This is a genomic window from Streptomyces sp. NPDC037288 (assembly GCF_055603265.1).
This window is the reverse complement of record NZ_JBVJVY010000026.1, coordinates 72,665-90,267: the sequence shown is the minus strand read 5'-3', so window position 1 is coordinate 90,267 and position 17,603 is coordinate 72,665. Positions and strand designations below refer to the sequence as shown.

6 protein-coding genes are annotated in these 17,603 nt (G+C 74.0%); all 6 read right to left on the bottom strand.

Annotated features, from left to right (window positions below):
- Positions 1 to 182: 182 nt before the first annotated feature.
- From ACZ7GZ_RS26770 to ACZ7GZ_RS26745, 6 genes are read right to left on the bottom strand one after another with little or no spacing between them, the layout of a single operon-like run.
- Positions 183 to 1,172, bottom strand: coding sequence for a class I SAM-dependent methyltransferase (locus ACZ7GZ_RS26770; RefSeq protein WP_471027929.1), 990 nt, complete (start codon positions 1,170 to 1,172; stop codon positions 183 to 185).
- Positions 1,169 to 1,402, bottom strand: a complete 234-nt coding sequence (locus ACZ7GZ_RS26765; protein WP_471027927.1) for an MbtH family protein — start codon at positions 1,400 to 1,402, stop codon at positions 1,169 to 1,171. Before ACZ7GZ_RS26765 ends, ACZ7GZ_RS26770 begins: the two co-directional genes overlap by 4 nt.
- Positions 1,403 to 1,412: 10 nt before the next feature.
- A complete protein-coding gene (locus ACZ7GZ_RS26760; RefSeq protein WP_471027926.1) occupies positions 1,413 to 2,192 on the bottom strand; it encodes a thioesterase II family protein in 780 nt (259 codons plus the stop codon).
- Complete coding sequence (locus tag ACZ7GZ_RS26755) at positions 2,189 to 5,449, bottom strand: amino acid adenylation domain-containing protein (RefSeq protein WP_471027924.1); 3,261 nt, start codon at positions 5,447 to 5,449, stop codon at positions 2,189 to 2,191. Before ACZ7GZ_RS26755 ends, ACZ7GZ_RS26760 begins: the two co-directional genes overlap by 4 nt.
- Positions 5,446 to 11,091, bottom strand: coding sequence for a type I polyketide synthase (locus ACZ7GZ_RS26750; protein WP_471027922.1), 5,646 nt, complete (start codon positions 11,089 to 11,091; stop codon positions 5,446 to 5,448). Before ACZ7GZ_RS26750 ends, ACZ7GZ_RS26755 begins: the two co-directional genes overlap by 4 nt.
- A complete protein-coding gene (locus tag ACZ7GZ_RS26745) occupies positions 11,084 to 17,434 on the bottom strand; it encodes a type I polyketide synthase (RefSeq protein WP_471027921.1) in 6,351 nt (2,116 codons plus the stop codon). The genes ACZ7GZ_RS26750 and ACZ7GZ_RS26745 overlap by 8 nt, the downstream gene beginning before the upstream one ends.
- Positions 17,435 to 17,603: the final 169 nt, after the last annotated feature.

The window sequence follows — 17,603 nt, the reverse complement described above, 5'->3', positions numbered from 1 at the left end:
GGCTGCGCAGGGCGCTGGGCGGCGAGGCCCTCACCGACGTACGGGAGGCGCCCTTCGCCGCCGCTGTCGTCACCCGCCTCACCGGCCTGGGCACGGCGGCGGCCGCCGACCTGGCGGTGACCCCCGGGAGCTTCCGCGCCGCGGGCTCGCGGATCGGGTGCTCCCGGGGGGCGTGTCTGGAATCAGGTGGCCGGAGTCAGGTGGAACATCACGCTGTCCGCGGGCACGGAGATGGGGTGGAGGCCCGCGACGCGCCAGCCGGCCTCCTCGAAGACGGGCCCCCACTCCTCCAGGGTGGGCAGGTAGTCCCCCATCACCGCGTGGGCGAACTCGAAGGCCATGCTGAAGACGGGCATGTCCCGGTCGGCGTACGTCGTCGTGCGCGTCGCGTCGGCCAGCAGGAAGTGCTTCAGGTCGGGGAAGACCTCCCGGATGCGCCGCAGCGACGCGACCGCCTCGGCGCGGGGCCAGAAGTCGTGCCCCATCATGAACGAGGTCAGCAGGTCGACGCCCACGTACTCGGGGCGGGGTTCGAGGGCCGTGGCGTCGCCCTGGGTGATGCTGATGCGGTCCGACATGCCCGCTTCGGCAACCGCCCTGGTGGCCACCTCGATCGCGCCGTCCGCCAGGTCGATGCCGAGGCCGCGTATGTCCGGCCGGGTCCGGGCCAGCCGGATCAGCCGCTCGCCGCTGCCGCAGCCCAGGTCGGCCACGTGCGTGAAGTCCAGTTCCCTCACCACCGGCAGGAACACCGGGTCCCACCACTCGGCGTTGATCTCGCGGCAGGCGATGCTGATCGCCGCCGCGTCCCGCCGGTAGAAGGAACCCACCCGGTTCTCCGTGCGGATCAGGTCGGGAAGCGTGCTGAACAGTTCGCCGCAGCCTCGCGTCATCCAGTGGAACAGCGACTTGGAGTGGTCCGCCTCATCGAAGTTCGGGCCCGGCCTGACCTTGTCCTCCTCCCGGGTGACCACGTCGGCCGCGGCCAGCGCCCGGAACAGCTCGTGCACCGAGCCGGCGTCCAGACCCCTCTCGTCCGCGAACGCCACGAGGTCCAGCGGGCCCGACTCCCGCAGCGCCTCGAAGGCACCGATCTCCCAGGCCGCACTGATCGCCCACGCCGCCAGCGCGTGGTTGTACACCTCGGTCATCGTCGCACCGGTCTTGTTCATGCTGCACGCCTCACCTTCGTGGTCACCAAGCTCTTCGGACGCATGTCCGTCCATTCCTTTTCGATGTGGTCCAGGCAGGTCTGCCGGTCGCTCCGGGTGAGCGTGACCGTCCACCCGTCGGGGATCGCCGCGTACGCGGGCCACAGCGCGTACTGCGCTTCGTCGTTCGCCAGCACCACGAACGAACCGTCCGGTTCGTCCATGGGCGTGCTCTGTGATTGCGTTCTCATGGGCCGGCTCTCATGTGTCGGCGCGGGACGGGTCCCGCGTGTCGCGAAGTCCGCCGAGGACGTGGTCGAGGACGGCCTGTGCGTGGCCGTGGAGGAAGAAGTGACCGTCGTCCACGAGGTGCAGCCGGAACGCGCGGTCCGTGTGCGCGCGCCAGTTCTCCACCGACCGGACGGGCACCCGGTCGTCCCGGGTGCCGCACAGCGCGGTGACGGGGACGGCCAACGGAGGCCGCGGAACGTACCGGTAGCTCGCCAGCACCGAGAAGTCCGCACGGATGCGCGGCAGGCACAGGTCGAGGAGTTCCTCGTGCTCGAACACCTCCTGCGGGGTGCCGCCCAGCCGCCGCAGCGCCTCGACGAACTCGTCCCGCGGCAGGTCGTGGATCCGGAATGCGGGGCGTTCCAGGTCGGGCGCCGCACAGGCGGACACGGCGAGCAGGTCGGCCGGACGCCCCGTCAGGGCCTGGAGCCGGTGGGCGAGTTCGTAGGCGAGCAGGCCGCCCATGCTGTGTCCGAAGAGGGCGTACCGCTCGCCCGTCCACGGGGCGAGTGCCTGTGCCAGGCGCTCCGCGAGGGTGTCGAAGTCCCGCTCCGGCGGTTCGTGGAGCCTGCTCTCGCGCCCGGGGAGCTGCACCGGGACGAACGCCGCCCCGGCCACGGTGCTGCGGCTCCAGGTGCGGTAGAGGCCGGCCCCGCCGCCCGCGTACGGCAGGCAGAACACCCGTACGGGGCCGTCCGCGCCGGGGATGCCGAAGGGGAACAGGGCACCCGGGTCGTCGATGGCGCTCATGGGGTCCTTTCGGGAGAGGGGGTGTCCGCGCGTGCCGCCAGTGCCTGGGCGAGTGCGGCCGTGCAGGCGGCGACGGTGGCGCCTTCCAGCACGGCGCGCACGGAGAACTCCACCTGCCACTCCTGGCGGATGCGGGAGACGATCCGGGTGGCCTTGATGGAGTTGCCGCCCAGGGCGAAGAAGTCCTCCTGGGCGCCGATGGTGCCGTCCAGTCCCAGGGTCTGCGCCCACAGTTCGGCCACCCTGGTCTCCAGCGGGGTGAGCGGGGTCGCGGGCCCGTCGGCCGTGACGCCCCGTTCGGGCTCCGGCAGGGCCGCGTGGTCCAGCTTGCCGTTGGCGGTCAGCGGCAGGCCGTCCATCGCGACGAAGGAGTCCGGCACCATGGCGGCCGGCAGCTTCCTGCGCAGGAAGGACCGCCACACGTCGGCCGGGTGCTCGTCGCCGGGCCGCAGCACGAGGTAGGCGACCAGCCTCTGGTCGGCCCCGTTCCCGTCGGTTCCCCCGCGTACCTGGACGGCGGCGTCCTTCACGTCCGGGTGTTCGAGCAGCGCGCTCTCCACCTCGCCCGTCTCGATGCGCAGCCCCCGCAGCTTGGTCTGCCCGTCCACTCTGCCGACGAAGTCGAGCCGGCCGTCGGGGCGCCTGCGCAGCAGGTCCCCGCTGCGGTAGAGGCGGGAGCCGGGCACCTCGGAGAAGGGGTCCGGCTGGAATCGCTCGGCGGTGAGGCCGGGCCGGTTCAGATAACCGCGGCCGACGGCGACCCCGCCGAGGCACAGCTCGCCCGGGACGCCGACCGGAACGGGCTGGCCGTTGCCGTCGAGGAGGTGGAGCCGTACGCCGCGGATCGGGCGGCCGACGGACGGGGGACGCCCGTCCGCCACGCACTCCTCCACCGTGGCCCAGATGCTCGTCTCGGTGTGCCCGTAGACGTTGAAGATCCGCCGGCCGGGGCACCACCGCTCCAGCAGCGCCGGGGCGACCGACTCGCCGCCGAGGACGATGCTGCGCAGCCCGGGGAGCCGCGCCGGGGCCTCCAGGGGGAGCGCGGCGAGCGCGGAGGGCGGCATGACCAGGCAGGTGATGCGCTCGCGTGCGAGCAGTTCGACGAGGCCCGGCCCGGGAATGACGTCCTCCTGCGGGGCCAGGCACAGCACCGCGCCCGTTCCCAGAGCCAGGAAGATCTCGAACACCGAGGCGTCGAAGCTGGGGGACGCCCACTGCAGCACCCGGTCGTCCGGTCCGATGCCGAACGCGTCGTGCTGTGCGAGGCAGCTGTTCACCAGCCCCTCGTGGGTGAGCAGCGCTCCCTTGGGCCGCCCGGTCGAGCCCGAGGTGTAGATGACGTAGGCGAGGTGGTCCGGCCGGACGTCCCCGGTGACGGGTCGCGTGCTCTGCCGGTCGATGTCGTCGGCCTGCTCGTCGAGCAGGATGCCGGGCACGCCGAGGCCGGGAAGGCGCGTCTGCGCGGCGGCGGTCGTCAGCAGCAGGGACAGCCCGGCGTCCCGGCTCATGAAGTCCAGGCGGTCCGCGGGGTACGCGGGGTCGAGCGGTACGAACGCGCCACCGGCCTTGAGCACGGCCAGCATCGCGACCACGAGGTCGGCCGAACGGTCCAGGCAGAGCCCGACCCGCGTCTCGGGGCCGATGCCGTGCCGCCGCAGCAGGTGGGCCAGCTGGTTGGCCCGCCGGTCGAGCTGGCGGTACGTCAGCACGGACGGGCCGAAGGCGATGGCCGGCGCGTCCGGTGACCGCCGCACCTGCTCCTCGACCAGCTGCTGCGCGCACAGGCCGGGGGACGCCACGGTCTCGCCGGTGCCCCACGCGTCGGCCGTTCGCCGCTCCTCGCCGGTCAGCATGCCGATCCCGCCGACGGGAAGCGTGAGGTCGGTGGCCACCGTCTCCAGGATCGTGGCGAAGTGCCTCAGCATCCGCTCGACGGCGGCTGCCCCGAACCGGTCCCTGTCGTAGCCGATGCGCAGGGTGATGTCGTCGTCCGGGATGACGAGGACGGCCAGCGGATAGTTGGTGTGGTAGCGGTACTCCCCGCGGCTCACCCGGAGTTCGCCGGTACGGCGGCCCAGGTGGCCGATCCGGGGGACGTTGAGGATGGTCATGATGCTGTCGAACAGGGGCTCGCCCGGTGCCGTGCCGCTCCACTGCTGGACGTCCGCCAGGGGGCTGGCGAGGAACTGCTTCACCCTGGTCTGTGTGGCGAGCACCCGGGCGCACGACTCGGCGAAGGGGCGGTGCGGTGCCAGGCGCATCCGCAACGGCAGCGTGTTGATGAACAGCCCGAGGGTGTCCTCGATCCCGTCCAGTTCGGCCGGCCGGTGCGTCATGGTCATCCCGAACACGACGTCCTGCTGGCCGGTGTACCTGCTCAGCAGCAGACCCCAGGCGGTCTGCAGCACGGTGCTGAGCGTGATGCGGTGCTCGCGGGCGAGCCGGCGCAGTGCGTCCCCGGTCTCCCGGCCGAGTGTCAGCGACACCTCCGGGTTGTCCCGGTCGCGGTCCGGGCCGCTCTCCGCCGCCGCGGTGTCCCGTACGGCCTCCGGACCGGCCAGGACGGCGGCGGGTGAGGTGGGCTGCAGGCCCGCGAGTTCCGTGCGCCAGAACTCCTCGGCGCCGCCGAGGTCCTGACGGCGTATCCAGTCGACGTAGTCGTGGTACGGCCGCACGGTCCGGGAGGTGAGGCTCCGGCCGCGCGCCAGGTCGTCGTAGCCGGCCAGCACCTCCTCCAGCAGCATCAGGGCCGACCAGGCGTCGAGCAGGATGTGGTGGTAGCGGAAGACGAAGACGTGTCTGCGCTCGGCCACCCGGATGAGGTGCAGCCGGAACAGCGGGGCGCGGTCCAGCCGGAATCCCCGGTGCCTGTCCGTGCGAAGAAACGTTTCCAGCCGATCATCGACACCGGCACCCGCACCGCCGTCCGCACCGGCTCCGGCGTCGGCCGCCGCGTCCGGGGCGGTGGCGTCCCGCCAGTCGTGCCGCTCGATCAGCGCCGTACCGCGGGCGTACACGACCTGCGCGGGCTCGCTGATCTCCTCCCAGTGGTACGAGGAGCGCAGCACGGCGTGCCTGTCGACCGCCCGCTGCCACGCCCGCTCCAGCACGTCGGGGTCCAGGTCGCCGTCCAGCGTCTGGATCACCTGGTCGACGTAGAAGGACGTCTCCGGGTCGAGGATGGTGTGGTAGAGGAGACCTTGCTGGAGGGGGGAGAGCGGGTGGACGCCCTCGATGTCCGTAGCCGTCGTCATCGGCTGCGCCTTTCTGTGTCGCTGTCGTCGGCCGCGTCGCCGTACCGGTCCGCGGTACCGGGCTGCCCGGCCGTGGCGGTCCCGATCCGGGACAGCAGCCGCCGCAGGTCGTCCTCGGCCAGGTGGGTGCCGTGCACACCGAGGGGTGCGTCCGCCGCGACCGGGTGCGGCTGGGATCCGCCCGCCGCCCGGCCTTCGTCGCCCGGCTCGCCGCCGGGCTCGCTGTCGGACGAGGCGGTCGTGCGGACCAGGGCGGCGAGCCCGGCCACGGTCGGGTGGGCGAAGAAGTCGGCCTCGGTGAACCGGATGCCCGACTGCTTGGCCCGGCTGATGATCCGCAGGCTGGTAATGGAGTCGCCGCCCAGCTGGAAGTAGTCGTCGTCGACGCCGACCGGGTGGATGCCGAGCAGCGACTCCCAGATGCCGGCCAGTTCCGCCTCGACCGCGTTCCTCGGCGGGACGGCCGGGCCCAGGGCGGCGGGTCGGTCGTACACCGTCTGCCCGTTGCCCGGCGACGCGGTGCCGGGCCGGCCGCCGCTCACTCCCGGGCCGGCCGGCCGCCGGTCCGGTGTGGCGTCGGCGTGGACGTACGCGTGCGGGACACCGGCCCGCAGCACCTCCTCCAAGGCACGCAGCGCGGGCTCGGGCTCCAGCATGCCGAAGCCGCTCTCCCGTACCCGGCGGCCGGCGTGCGTGTCGAGGGTCGCGACCATTCCGGCGCCGCTCCACGGCCCCCACGCCACGCTCGTACCGGGCAGTCCCAGGGACTGCCGGTGGTGGGCCAGCGCGTCGAGGAAGGCGTTGGCGGCGGCGTACCCGCTCTGCCCGCGCGAGCCCATGAGCGCGGCCACGGAGGAGTACAGGACGAAGAAATCGAGCTCCTTGTCCCGGGTCAGCAGGTGCAGGTTCCACGCGCCGTGCATCTTCGGGGCCATCACCGAGCGCAGCCGGCCGGCGGTCTGCCGCTGGATGCCGCCGTCGTCGAGCACCCCGGCCGCGTGGACCACGCCGCGCAGCGCCGGCAGGCGGTCGCCCGACTCGGCCACCAGCCGCTCGACGGCGTCGGGATCGGTGACGTCGGCCTGGCGCACGGCGACCCGGACCCCCGCCCGCTCCCACTGACGGATGCGACGCGTCGCTGCCTCGGAGGGGGCGCGGCGGCCCACCAGGACGAGGTGCCGGGCCCCGCGGCGCACCAGCCAGCCGGCCGTGTGCAGGCCCAGTGCCCCGAGCCCACCGGTCAGCAGGTAGGTGCCGTCGGGACGGACCGGCGGGGTGTCCCCGGCGGTGCCGTGCCCGGGTGCCACCGCGGCCGTACCGGCGACCAGGCGCCGCCCGCCCCGCAGGGCGATCTGCACGGCATCGCCGGCGGCGCACAGCGCCTCGGCGCACAGCGCCTCGGCCTCGGCCTGTGCGCCCGGCCCGTCCGGGTCGAGGTCGACCAGGACGCAGCGCACGTCGGGGTTCTCGGCGTTCGCGACGGCGGCCAGGCCCCACAGCGGGGCGTGCGCGAGCCGGGCCGGGTGCGTCGCGGCCGGCCGCTGGGTACCGCGGGTCGCCACGACGATCCTGGCCTGCCGCCCGGCACCGCCCAGCGCCTGAAGGAGCGTCAGCAGGGCGGCGCTGCCCGTCGCCTGGGCCCGGTCGAGGGTGACCGCGGTGGGTTCGCCCGCGGGCTCGTCGAGGCCCCACAGGAACGCGGCGTGCACGGTCCGCCCGGTGGCGGTCCGTTCCGCCACGAGCTCTTTCAGGGCCGCGTCGTCGCAGGTGCCCGTCGTGATGAGGGTGACCTGCCGGTTCTGCGCGCGCAGCCGCCGGGCCAGGGCGGCACCGACGCCGCCGCGGTCGGCCAGAACGAGCCACTCCCCTTCGGAAGGGGTGCGGTCCGCGGGCGCCGGCGGTGTGTCGGCGGCCTCCCAGACGGGTTGCCGGACGACGGCGGTGTCCCGGCGCAGCAGTGCGTCCGCGGAGACGCGGCGCAGCCACAGTCCGTCGAGCTCCAGGACGGCGCCGCCGTCCTCGTCGAGCAGCGTCACGTCGGCGACGACGGTGTCGTCGTCCGGACGTTGCTCCGGGCGCTCCTGGACGCGGCACCACAGCGGCGCGGCCGGGGGTGTCCGGTGGAACCGCAGGGCGTCCAGCCGGATGGGGACCCGTACGCCGAGCTCGGCGTCGGGCCGCTCGGCCCAGACCAGGGCGACGACGGCCTGGACGCAGGCGTCGACGAGTCCGGGCGGCAGCAGGAAGGGGCCGTCACGGTCGTCCCGTTCGGGCGGGAGCATCCGGATCAGCAGCTCGCCGGGCCGGTGCGTCACCTCGCCGATGTACCGGAAGCCCGGTCCGAGGTCGGCGCCGCTCGCCGCCATCGCCGCGTAGAAGTCGGCGCCGTCGAAACGGTGGCCCGCTCGCCGCGCGGTGTCGTCCGGTGCCCGGTCCGCCGGACGTACCGCCGGGGACGGGCGCACGGTGCCGGTGGCATGGGTGGTCCAGTCCCGCCGGTCGGTGGTGCCGGCGGGTGCGCTGACCACGCGGAACGGCCGGGCCGCGAGCGCCTCGTCGCCCTCGACGATCAGCTGGACCTCGTGCCCGGCGCTGTCGGCGGTGAGGGCCTGGGGGAAGGTGACGCCCTCCAGGACCGCACCGGCGTCCCCACGCCCCTGTACGGCGGCGGAGACGGTCATGGCCAGGTGGGACGCGGCGGGTACCACCACGGCGCCGAAGAGCACGTGGTCGGCGAGGAAGGCCGGGGACTCGGCGGTGAACCGGCTGCGGTAGACGGTGTCGTGCAGCGCGGGCGAGGTGAGCCGCGTGCCGGGGAAGACGGGGGTGTCCGCCGCGCGGTCACCGGGGGCGGACCCGCGGGGTGCCGGGTGTCCGCCGGTACGCGTGTCACGCCAGTAGCGGGTGCGGTTGAAGGGATAGGTGGGCAGCGGTACCCGCCTGCGGGTGAAGCCGGCGTCCACGGCCTGCCAGTCGATGTCGGCACCGGCCCGGTACAGGCTGCCCAGGGTCTGCAGGATCTGCTGCCAGTCGTCGGTGTCGCGGGTCAGCGAGGGCAGCCAGAGCCGGTCCGTCCGCGGGTCGAGGCCCTGCTTGGCGACCAGGCGGGTCAGGACGGGGTCCGGGCCGATCTCCAGGGCCGCGTCGAACCGCTGCTCCAGCAGCGTGCCGAGGGCCGGGAGGAAGCGGACCGTGTCGCGGGCGTTGCGGCTCCAGTAGTCGCCCCGCGCCAGGTCGTTGCCGCTCAGCCGGCGGCCGGTGACCGTGGAGACGAACGGGACGCCGCCCAGCCGGTGCGGCGCACGGGCGGCCAGGGCATGGAGCGGCTCCAGCACCGGATCCATGAGCACGGAGTGGAAGGCGTGCGAGGCGTTGAGCCGGTGGGTGCCGACGCCGTCGCGAGCCAGCACCGCGAGGAGGTCCTCCAGAGCGTCGGCGGGTCCCGACACCACCGTCTGGAACGGGCCGTTGACCGCGGCGACGCTCAGCCGGCCCTCGTACGGTTCCAGCAGCGCGCACACCGTCGGCTCGTCCGCGGAGAGGACGGCCATGGCGCCCTCGCCCGGCAGCTGCCCCATGAGGCGGCCGCGCTCGGCGACGAGCGTCAACGCGTCCTCGAGCGGCAGGATCCCGGCGGCGCAGGCGGCGGCGAGTTCACCGACGCTGTGCCCCAGGACGACGGACGGCGTGACGCCCCATGCCTTCCACAGGGACACCAGGGCGTAGGCCAGGGAGAACAGGGCCGGCTGCGCGTATTCGGTGCGGTCGGTCAGTGCCGGGTCGGCGTCCGGCGCGTACAGCACGTCGGTCAGGGACCATCCGTGGCGTTCGCGCAGCAGTCCGGCGCAGGTGTCCATGGCCTGCCGGAACACGGGCTGACCGGCGTAGAGCCCCGCGCCCATGCCCGCGTACTGCGACGCCTGGCCGGTGAACAGGAACGCGGTGCGGAAGTCGCGGCTCGGGCCGCGGCGCGCGGCCGGCGCTTCGGGCGCCTCCCAGGACGCCAGCTGCTTGCGCAGGTCCTCGGTGTCCTGCGCGACGAAGCAGGCGCGGTGCGCGAAGTGGGCGCGGCCGGTGTTGGCGGAGTACGCCACGTCCGCGCAGGGCGAGTCCGGGTGCTGGTCGAGATGGCGCAGGTAGCGGTCGACCACGCGGCGCAGGGCGGGCTCATCCGGGGCCGACAGGGCGAGGGGGTGGAAGGGGCGCTGTGGGGCACCGGTCGTCGCAGGCGGGACGGGGCGGGCCGTTGCCTCGGCGGACGGCGCCTCGGCCACGATGACGTGGGCGTTGGTGCCGCCGATCCCGAAGGAACTGACCCCGGCCATCCGGGGCCGGTCGCCGCGGCGCCACGGTCTGGCTTCGGTGGGGACGTCGAGCAGCAGCTCGTCCCAGGCGATGTGCGGACTGCGCTCGCGCAGGTGGAGGTGGGCCGGGAGCTGCTCGTGGCGCAGTGACTGCACCACCTTCATCAGCCCGGCGATGCCGGCCGCCGCCTCCAGATGTCCCAGGTTCGTCTTCACCGTGCCCATGAGCAGCGGCCGGCCGGGGGTACGGCCCTGCCGGTAGACGGCGCCGAGCGCGTTGGCCTCGATGGGGTCGCCGAGCGGGGTTCCGGTGCCGTGGGTCTCGACGTAGTCGATGTCCGCGGGTGCCGCCCCCGCGGCCTTCAGCGCGCTGGCGATCAGGTCTTTCTGGGCGCTGCCGTTGGGGACGGTGAGGCCGCTGCCTCGGCCGCCGTGGTTGACCGCGGAACCGCGGAGGACCGCCAGTACCGTGTCGCCCGCCGCCCTGGCGTCCGAGAGGCGCTTGAGGACGACGATCCCGGCGCCCTCGGCGCGGGCGTAGCCGTCCGCGGCGGCGTCGAACGCGCGGCTGCGGCCCTGGGGCGAGAGCACCCCGGCCTGGGAGAGGGCGACGGTCATCTCCGGCGCGGCCATGACGTGCACACCCCCGGCGAGCGCGGTGTCGCACTCGCCCGAGCGCAGGCTCTGCATCGCGAGGTGGACCGTCACCAGGGAGGAGGAGCACCCGGTGTCGACGGCGAGGGAGGGGCCCCGCAGGCCCAGGAGGTACGACAGGCGTCCGGCCGCCGCGCAGAAGAGGTTGCCGGTCGCCAGGTGCCCGTCGATCCGGGCCGGGTCGGCGGTCTGCAGCAGCTTGTAGTCGTCGATGCCGATGCCGATGAACACGCCGGTCTGCGTGCCCTGCAGGGCCGTCGGTGCCTGCCCCGTGTGTTCGAGGGCTTCCCAGGCGACCTCCAGCAGCAGCCGGTGCTGCGGGTCGAGGGTCTCGGCCTCGCGCGGCGGTATGCCGAAGAACTCGGCGTCGAAGGTGTCGACGCGGTCGAGGAAACCGCCGCGCGTGGTGCGCACGGAGCCGGGCCGCCGCGCCTCCGGGTCGTGCAGCCGGCCGGCGTCCCACCGGTCCGCGGGCACGGTGGAGGTGGCGTCCGTACCGGACCTGAGGAGCTCCCAGAACGTCTCGGGGTCGTCGGCACCGCCGGGGAAGCGGCAGCCCATGCCCACCACCGCGATGGGTTCGGAGGCCGGGGAGGCGGCGCCGCGCTGCTGCCGCAGGCGCTCTTCCAGCAGGGCCCGCTGTGGCGCGGGGAGTGCCGCGATGCGGTCGGTGATGTTACTCATTCGTCCCGTCCCCTTCGGGCTCGTTAGCGATGGTGAGCTGGTCCAGACAGCGCGCCGCCTCGTCGGCGGAGAGCCGCTCGACCTCCGCCATGAGGTCCTCGACGGTGGTGACGTCGGTCTCCTCGGTTCCGCCGGTCCCCTCGGCCGCTGCCGGGCCGCCCGTGACGAGTGCCAGTTCGTCGAGCAGGTGCGCGGCGAGCGTGGCGCAGGTCGGGTGGTCGAAGGGCAGCGTCCCGGGCACGGTGAGCCGGTCGCCCAGCTCCTCGCGGAGGCGGGAGACGAGTTTCAGGTTCATCAGCGAGTCCATGCCCAGCTGGAAGAAGCCGGTGTCGGGGTCCACCGCGTGGCCCGCGGGGAAGCCCGCGATGTCGGCGACCTGGGCGGCCAGGTGGGCGACCAGGTGCTCGGCGCGGTCCCCGGGGTCGAGCGCGGCCAGCCGGTCGGCCAGCCGGGCGGGCGCGGGGGTGTCCGGGGCAGCCGCCCCGTCCTGCGCGACCGCGGGGGTGTCCGGGGCAGCCGCCGTGTGTCCGGTGCTGCCCGGCCCTGCCGGGGGCTGCACCAGGGCGAGCAGCCCGCGGTTGGCCGTGGCGGGCAGCCAGTCGTGGTACGCCGCCCAGTCGACCGCGTACACGCCCACCTGGGCCGCCGGGCGTTCCAGGATCCGGTCGAGCAGTCCGGCGCCCTGGTCCCGGCGGATGGTTCGCGCTCCGCGCTCGCTCCACCGGTAACCTGCCGCAGCCGCCGAGTCGGTCATGCCGACGCCCTCCCACGGCCCCCAGTCGACGCTGGTGGCCGGCAGGCCCAGGGACCTGCGGTGGTGCGCCAGGCTGTCCAGGGCCGCGTTGGCCGCCGCGTAGGTGCCCTGGCCGGGCGATCCGAGGAGCCCGACGAACGAGGAGAACAGCAGGAAGAAGTCGAGGGGCAGCTCCCGGGTGCTCACGTCCAGGTGGTGGGCGCCGAGCACCTTGGGCGCGAGCACGGACCGGCAACGGTCCCAGTCCTGCTGGAGCAGTGTGCCGTCGTCCAGGACCCCCGCGGCGTGTACGACACCACGCAGTGCGGGGCGCTGCCGCCCGAAGCCGCCCACCACGCGCGCTACGTCGTCGGGGCGGGTGACGTCACCCTGCCAGACGTCCACGGTGGCGCCGGACGACCTGAGGTCGGCGAGTGCGGCGAGCGCGTCCGCGCCGGGAGCGCCGCGGCCCATCAGCACCAGGTGCCGGGCCCCCGCGGCGACCAGCCAGCGGGCGACGACGAGCCCGAGGCCGCCGAGGCCGCCGGTGATCAGGTATCCGCCGTCCGGCCGCACCCCGGCCGGCCGGTCCGCCCCGCCCGCCGTCTCGTACGGCGCGACCCGCAGCACCCTGCGGTGTCCGCCGCGGAACGCCACCTGGTCCTCTCCGTCCCCGGCGAGGAGTTCGCGCACCAGCGCGTCGGCCGCCTGCCCGGTGTCGGAGTCCGGCGCCGGGTCGAGGTCCACGAGTCCGCCCCACACCTCGGGGTGTTCGAGCGCGACGACCCGGCCGAGCCCCCACAGCGCCCCCTGCGCGACACGCGTCGCGGCGGCCCGCTCGCCCGCGGGCTGTGCGCCGGACGTGACGAGCCACAGCCGCGCGGCGGACCGTGTGGTCCCCGAGGCGAGGACGCGCACCGTGTCCAGGGCCGGACGCAGGCAGCGTTCCAGCGCCTCCTCCACTCCCGGCCCGGCGGCGTCGCCGGCCAGCAGCAGGACCCCCCGGCAGGGCAGGGCCGATGTCTCCAGCGCACGCCGCAGCGCTGCCGGCTCCTCGCCGGACGCGGCCGGAAGGGGCACGAAGGTGCAGGCCTGTCCGGCCGAGTGGAGGGCCCGCGCCACGGCGAGGGCGAGCCGGTCCTCCGGGTCGTCGGCGAGCACGATCCACGTGCCGGGTCCCTCCGCCCCGGCGGGAGCGGCGGAGGTGAGGGGCTTGTCGTGCCAGACGACCTCGTGCAGCCACGCCGGTCCGTCCTCGGCCGTCTCCGGAGCGAGCCGCCCGAGGATCTTCGGAAGCAGCCCGGTCTCCTCGGGCGACAGTCCGCCCAGGCGGGCGATCTCGTCGGCGACCCGCGACACCTCACCGCGCGCCAGCAGGTCCAGCAGGGTGGAGGCGCCGGGGTCCCGTGTGATCAGCGGTGCCGCGTCGAGCCAGTACCGCTGCCGCTGCCACGGGTGGTCCGGCGTGGTCACCAGCCGGCCCGGGCGGGACCGCAGGGCCGTCCAGTCGAGGGAGTGTCCATGGGCCCACAGAGCACAGGCCGTCTCCCGGAGCGCCCGCTGCTCACCCGCCTTGCGGTGCAGGGTCCCGACGACGAGGGCCTCGTGCCCGGCCTGTTCCAGGCACTGGGTGGCCGGGGCCAGCAGTACGGGGTGCGGCCCGAGTTCCACGAACGAGCGGTGTCCTGCGGCGGCGAGCGCCTCGACGGCCACGGAGAACCGGACGGGCTCGGTGAGGGTGCGCACCCAGTACGCGGAGTCGAAGTGCTCCCCCGGACGGAACCCGGCGTCGATGGTGGAGAACACCGGGACGTCCCCCGCCTGCGGCCGGACGTCCGCCAGCAGCCGGCCCAGCTCCTCCTGGTACTCGCGCATCAGGGGACTGTGCGAGGGATAGCCGACGCGCAGCATGCGCCGGAAGACGGCGGGGTCGAGAGCGTCGAGCAGTTCCTCCAGGGCCGTGGTCTCACCGCTGACGAGCGTCGTGCGGGGGCCGTTGACGGCGGCGACGCACACCTCGCCGGACCGGCCCGCCACCAGGCGCGCCGCCTCCTCGGCGCCGAGGCCCACCGCGGCCATGCGGCCCCGGCCGGTGGCCTGCTGCAGGGTGCGGCCGCGGTGGAGCGCGACGAGGAGGGCGTCCTCCAGGGTGAGGACCCCGGCGCTGTGGGCGGCCGCGATCTCACCGGCGCTGTGCCCGACGACCGCGGAGGGCCGGATGCCCCAGGACCGCAGCAGTGCCGCGAGACCGGCCTGGACGGCGAACAGAGCGGGCTGGGTGATCTCCGTCTCGTCGATGCGCGACGAGGCCTCGGCCGCCCGGAGTTCGGCGACCAGCGACCAGCCCGCCCGCTCGGCGAGCCATTGGTCGCACCGCTCGATGACGTCCCGGAAGACGGGTTCGCGATCGAACAGCTCACACCCCATACGGGCGGCCTGGGCGCCCTGGCCGGAGAAGAGGAACACCGGGTCCTGCGCCCTTGGCGCCGCCCTGCCGGCCGCACAGCCGTCGGCGGCGCGGCCCGCGGCCAGCTCGCGCAGCTGCTCGGCGAGTTCCTCACGCGAGGTGAAGACCGCCGCCGCGCGGTGCTCGTGGTGATCGCGGCCGAACGCCGCGGTGTGGCACAGGTCGTCGAGATCGATGTGCGCCGGGCCGGTCAGCAACGGCGCGGTGTCGCGCGCGAGTTGGCGCAGTGCCGGCAGGGAGTGGGCACTGAGCGGCAGGACGCGTGCGCGGTGGTCGTCGGCAGCGGGTTCGGCGATCTCCTCCACCGCCGCGGGCAGTTCGACCAGTCGCAGGTCCGCCGGCTGGACGGGACGCCAGACGACGTCGCGACCCGAGCGGTACAGCTCGCCGAGGGTGCTCAGCATGACCTCGCGGGCGTCCGCACCGCGGCGCTGGGAGTGCAGGACGCGGGCCGGTACGCCGTGGTCCCGGGCGACGGCCTCCACCGAACTGGTCAGCACGGGGTGCGGGCTGACCTCCAGGAAGTGGTCGTACCCGGCGTCGAGGAGCCGCTGGACCGCCGGCGCGAACAGGACGGGCCGGCGCAGGTTGTGCACCCAGTAGGAGGCGTCGAGTTCGGTGCCGTCGACGAAGTCGCCGGTGACCGAGGAGACGACGGGGACCGCGGCCTGCGTGGCGCGGACGCCGGACAGGGCCGCACGCAGTTCGGGCAGCAGCGGGTCGCACTGCCCGCTGTGCGAGGCGACGGCCATGTTCACGCGGCGGCACCGCACTCCGCGCCCGCTCAGCTCGGCCAGACAGGCGTCGAGGGCCATGGCGTCCCCGGACAGGACGGAGCTGCGCGTGCTGTTGGCGCCCGCGGCGAACACGCCCGGGTGGCCGGCGAGCAGCTCCTCCACCTCGGCGAACGGAAGGTCGACCACGGCCACGGCGCCGCTGCCCTCGATCCGGGCCATGAGGCGGCTGCGTTCGCAGACGATCCGCACCGCGTCGGCGAGGCCGAGCGCGCCCGCGACGTGGGCCGCCGCCACCTCGCCCAGGCTGTGGCCGACGACGCCGTCCGGTTCGATGCCCCAGGACCGCCACAGTGCGGCGAGGGCCACTTGGACGGCGAAGACGGTGGGTTGCATCACCGTCGTCTCGTCCAGCCGGGACACTTCGGCGGCCCGGCCCAGCTCGTCGACGACGGAAATACCGCTGTGGGCGTGGATCAGCCGGTCGCACTCCAGCAGCGCCGAGCGGAAGACGGGCTCGGTGTGCAGCAGGTCGCGGCCCATGCCGCACCACTGTGCGCCCTGCCCGGAGAACACGAAGGCCAGGCGGGGCGGGGTGGCGGGACGGTGGGCGCCGTCGGTGGCGATGGCGTCCAGCGCGTCGCGCAGTCCGTCCCCGCTGCGGACCGTCACCGCCGCCCGGCAGGGGTGGCTGCTGAGCCGCAGCGCGGCGGTGGCGCACCAGTCCGCGACGGGGTGCTCCGGCGTCCGCGCCACCGCGTCGCGCAGTGCCGCCGCGGTCTCCCGCAGCGCTTCGGGGGTCGGCGCGGACAGCGGCAGGAGCTGGGCCGGGGTGACGGGTGGTCCCTCTACGACCACATGGCAGTTGGTGCCTCCGAAGCCGAAGGAACTGACCCCCGCGAGCAGGCGGTCGCCGTCGGCGGGCCACGCGGTCAGCGCGGTCGGCACGGCCAGACGCAGTTCGTCGAAGGCGATGTCGGGGTTCGGCTCGTCGTGGTGGAGGGTCGGCGGTACGGCGCGGTGGCGCATCGCCAGGGCCACCTTCACGAGCCCGGCGATGCCGGCCGCCGCCTCCAGGTGACCGATGTTGGTCTTCACGGATCCGATCAGCAGGGGCGACTCGGCCGGCCGCCCCACGCCGAGGACGGTACCGAGCGCGTGTGCCTCGATCGGGTCGCCGAGCGCGGTTCCGGTGCCGTGCGCTTCGACGTACTGGACGTCGTGGACGTCGAGTCCGGCCTGCTGGTAGGCCGCGCGCAGCATGGCCTCCTGGGCCGTCGGGCTGGGCGCGGTGAGGCCGTTGCTGGCGCCGTCGTTGTTGACCGCGCTGCCCCTGATCAGGCAGTGGATGCGGTCCCCGTCGGCCAGCGCGGCCGAGAGCGGCTTCAGCACCACGATGCCGCCGCCCTCGCCGCGGACGTACCCGTCGGCGGTGGCGGCGAACGCCGCGGACCGCCCGCGCGGACTCATCGCTCCCAGCTTCGACATCGCCGCGCTGCTCTCCGGCGCGAGTACCAGGTTCACGCCCCCGGCGAGGGCCAGCGTGCTCTCACCGGAGCGCAGGCTCTGGCAGGCCAGGTGGACGGCGACGAGGGAGGAGGAGCAGGCCGTGTTGACGCCGATGCTGGGGCCCTGCAGGCCCAGGGCGTAGGAGATGCGGGCGGGCACGATGCTCGGCTCCTGCCCGGTGGCCGTGTGCTGCTGGATGCCCTGCAGGTCGCGTCCGGCGAGCCGGGTGTAATCGCTCCACAAGGTGCCGAGAAAGACACCGGTGCGGCTGGCGTGCAGCGAGGAGGCCGGTATTCCGGCGTCCTGCAGGGAGGTCCAGGCGAGTTCGAGGGCGATCCGCTGCTGGGGGTCCATTTGGGCGGCTTCTCGCGGGGATATCCCGAAGAACTGCGGATCGAATTTGTCCACGTCGAAAAGGAAACCGCCCCGGCGGGTGCTCATTTTTCCGGGCGTGGACGGGTCCGTGTCATAGAGCGCGGCGGCGTCCCAGCGTTCCGCGGGTACGTCGCCGACGGCGTCGGTTCCGGACCGCAGCAGGTTCCAGTACGCGTCGAGACCGGGGGCGCCGGGCAGCCGGCAGGCCATTCCGACGACGGCGATGGGCTCGCCGGAAGGCGCCGCACTGGCCGTTTCGTGCGCCGCCGCGGGGGGCGCCGCCGGTTCCGCGGGGGCGGCGAGGGCGCCGGCCAGGCGGGAAACGGTCGGAAAGTGCCAGGCGATGGTGGGGGAGAGCGACCTGCCGAGCTGAAGGCCCAGCTGCGCGGTCAGGGCGGTCATGCCGGCGGAGTCGATGCCCAGGTCCCGGAACTGGACATCCAGGCCGACATCGCGGGCCGACACCCCCGACGCGTCCGCGATTCTGAGCTTGAGCCAGTCGGCAATGTCGTCGGCAGTCTTCATTTTCGCATCCCCTGTTTTGTCACGAAAAGACCCCACGCCGACGAGCTTTTCAAAGCCGCCGGCCAAGATCAACTCATTTTTAGCTGAACGAAATGATGCTCGTCAACCCCGGATTACATGTAATATACATCTATGAATCTGGAGGGAATTACCACTTTTTAGGGTCAGG

What these genes read in the sequence shown, in the direction of transcription:
- ACZ7GZ_RS26770 (WP_471027929.1), bottom strand. Translation starts at nt 1,172, where the DNA reads ATGAACAAGACCGGTGCGACGATGACCGAGGTGTACAACCACGCGCTG.
- ACZ7GZ_RS26765 (WP_471027927.1), bottom strand. Translation starts at nt 1,402, where the DNA reads ATGAGAACGCAATCACAGAGCACGCCCATGGACGAACCGGACGGTTCG.
- ACZ7GZ_RS26760 (WP_471027926.1), bottom strand. Translation starts at nt 2,192, where the DNA reads ATGAGCGCCATCGACGACCCGGGTGCCCTGTTCCCCTTCGGCATCCCC.
- ACZ7GZ_RS26755 (WP_471027924.1), bottom strand. Translation starts at nt 5,449, where the DNA reads ATGACGACGGCTACGGACATCGAGGGCGTCCACCCGCTCTCCCCCCTC.
- ACZ7GZ_RS26750 (WP_471027922.1), bottom strand. Translation starts at nt 11,091, where the DNA reads ATGAGTAACATCACCGACCGCATCGCGGCACTCCCCGCGCCACAGCGG.
- ACZ7GZ_RS26745 (WP_471027921.1), bottom strand. Translation starts at nt 17,434, where the DNA reads ATGAAGACTGCCGACGACATTGCCGACTGGCTCAAGCTCAGAATCGCG.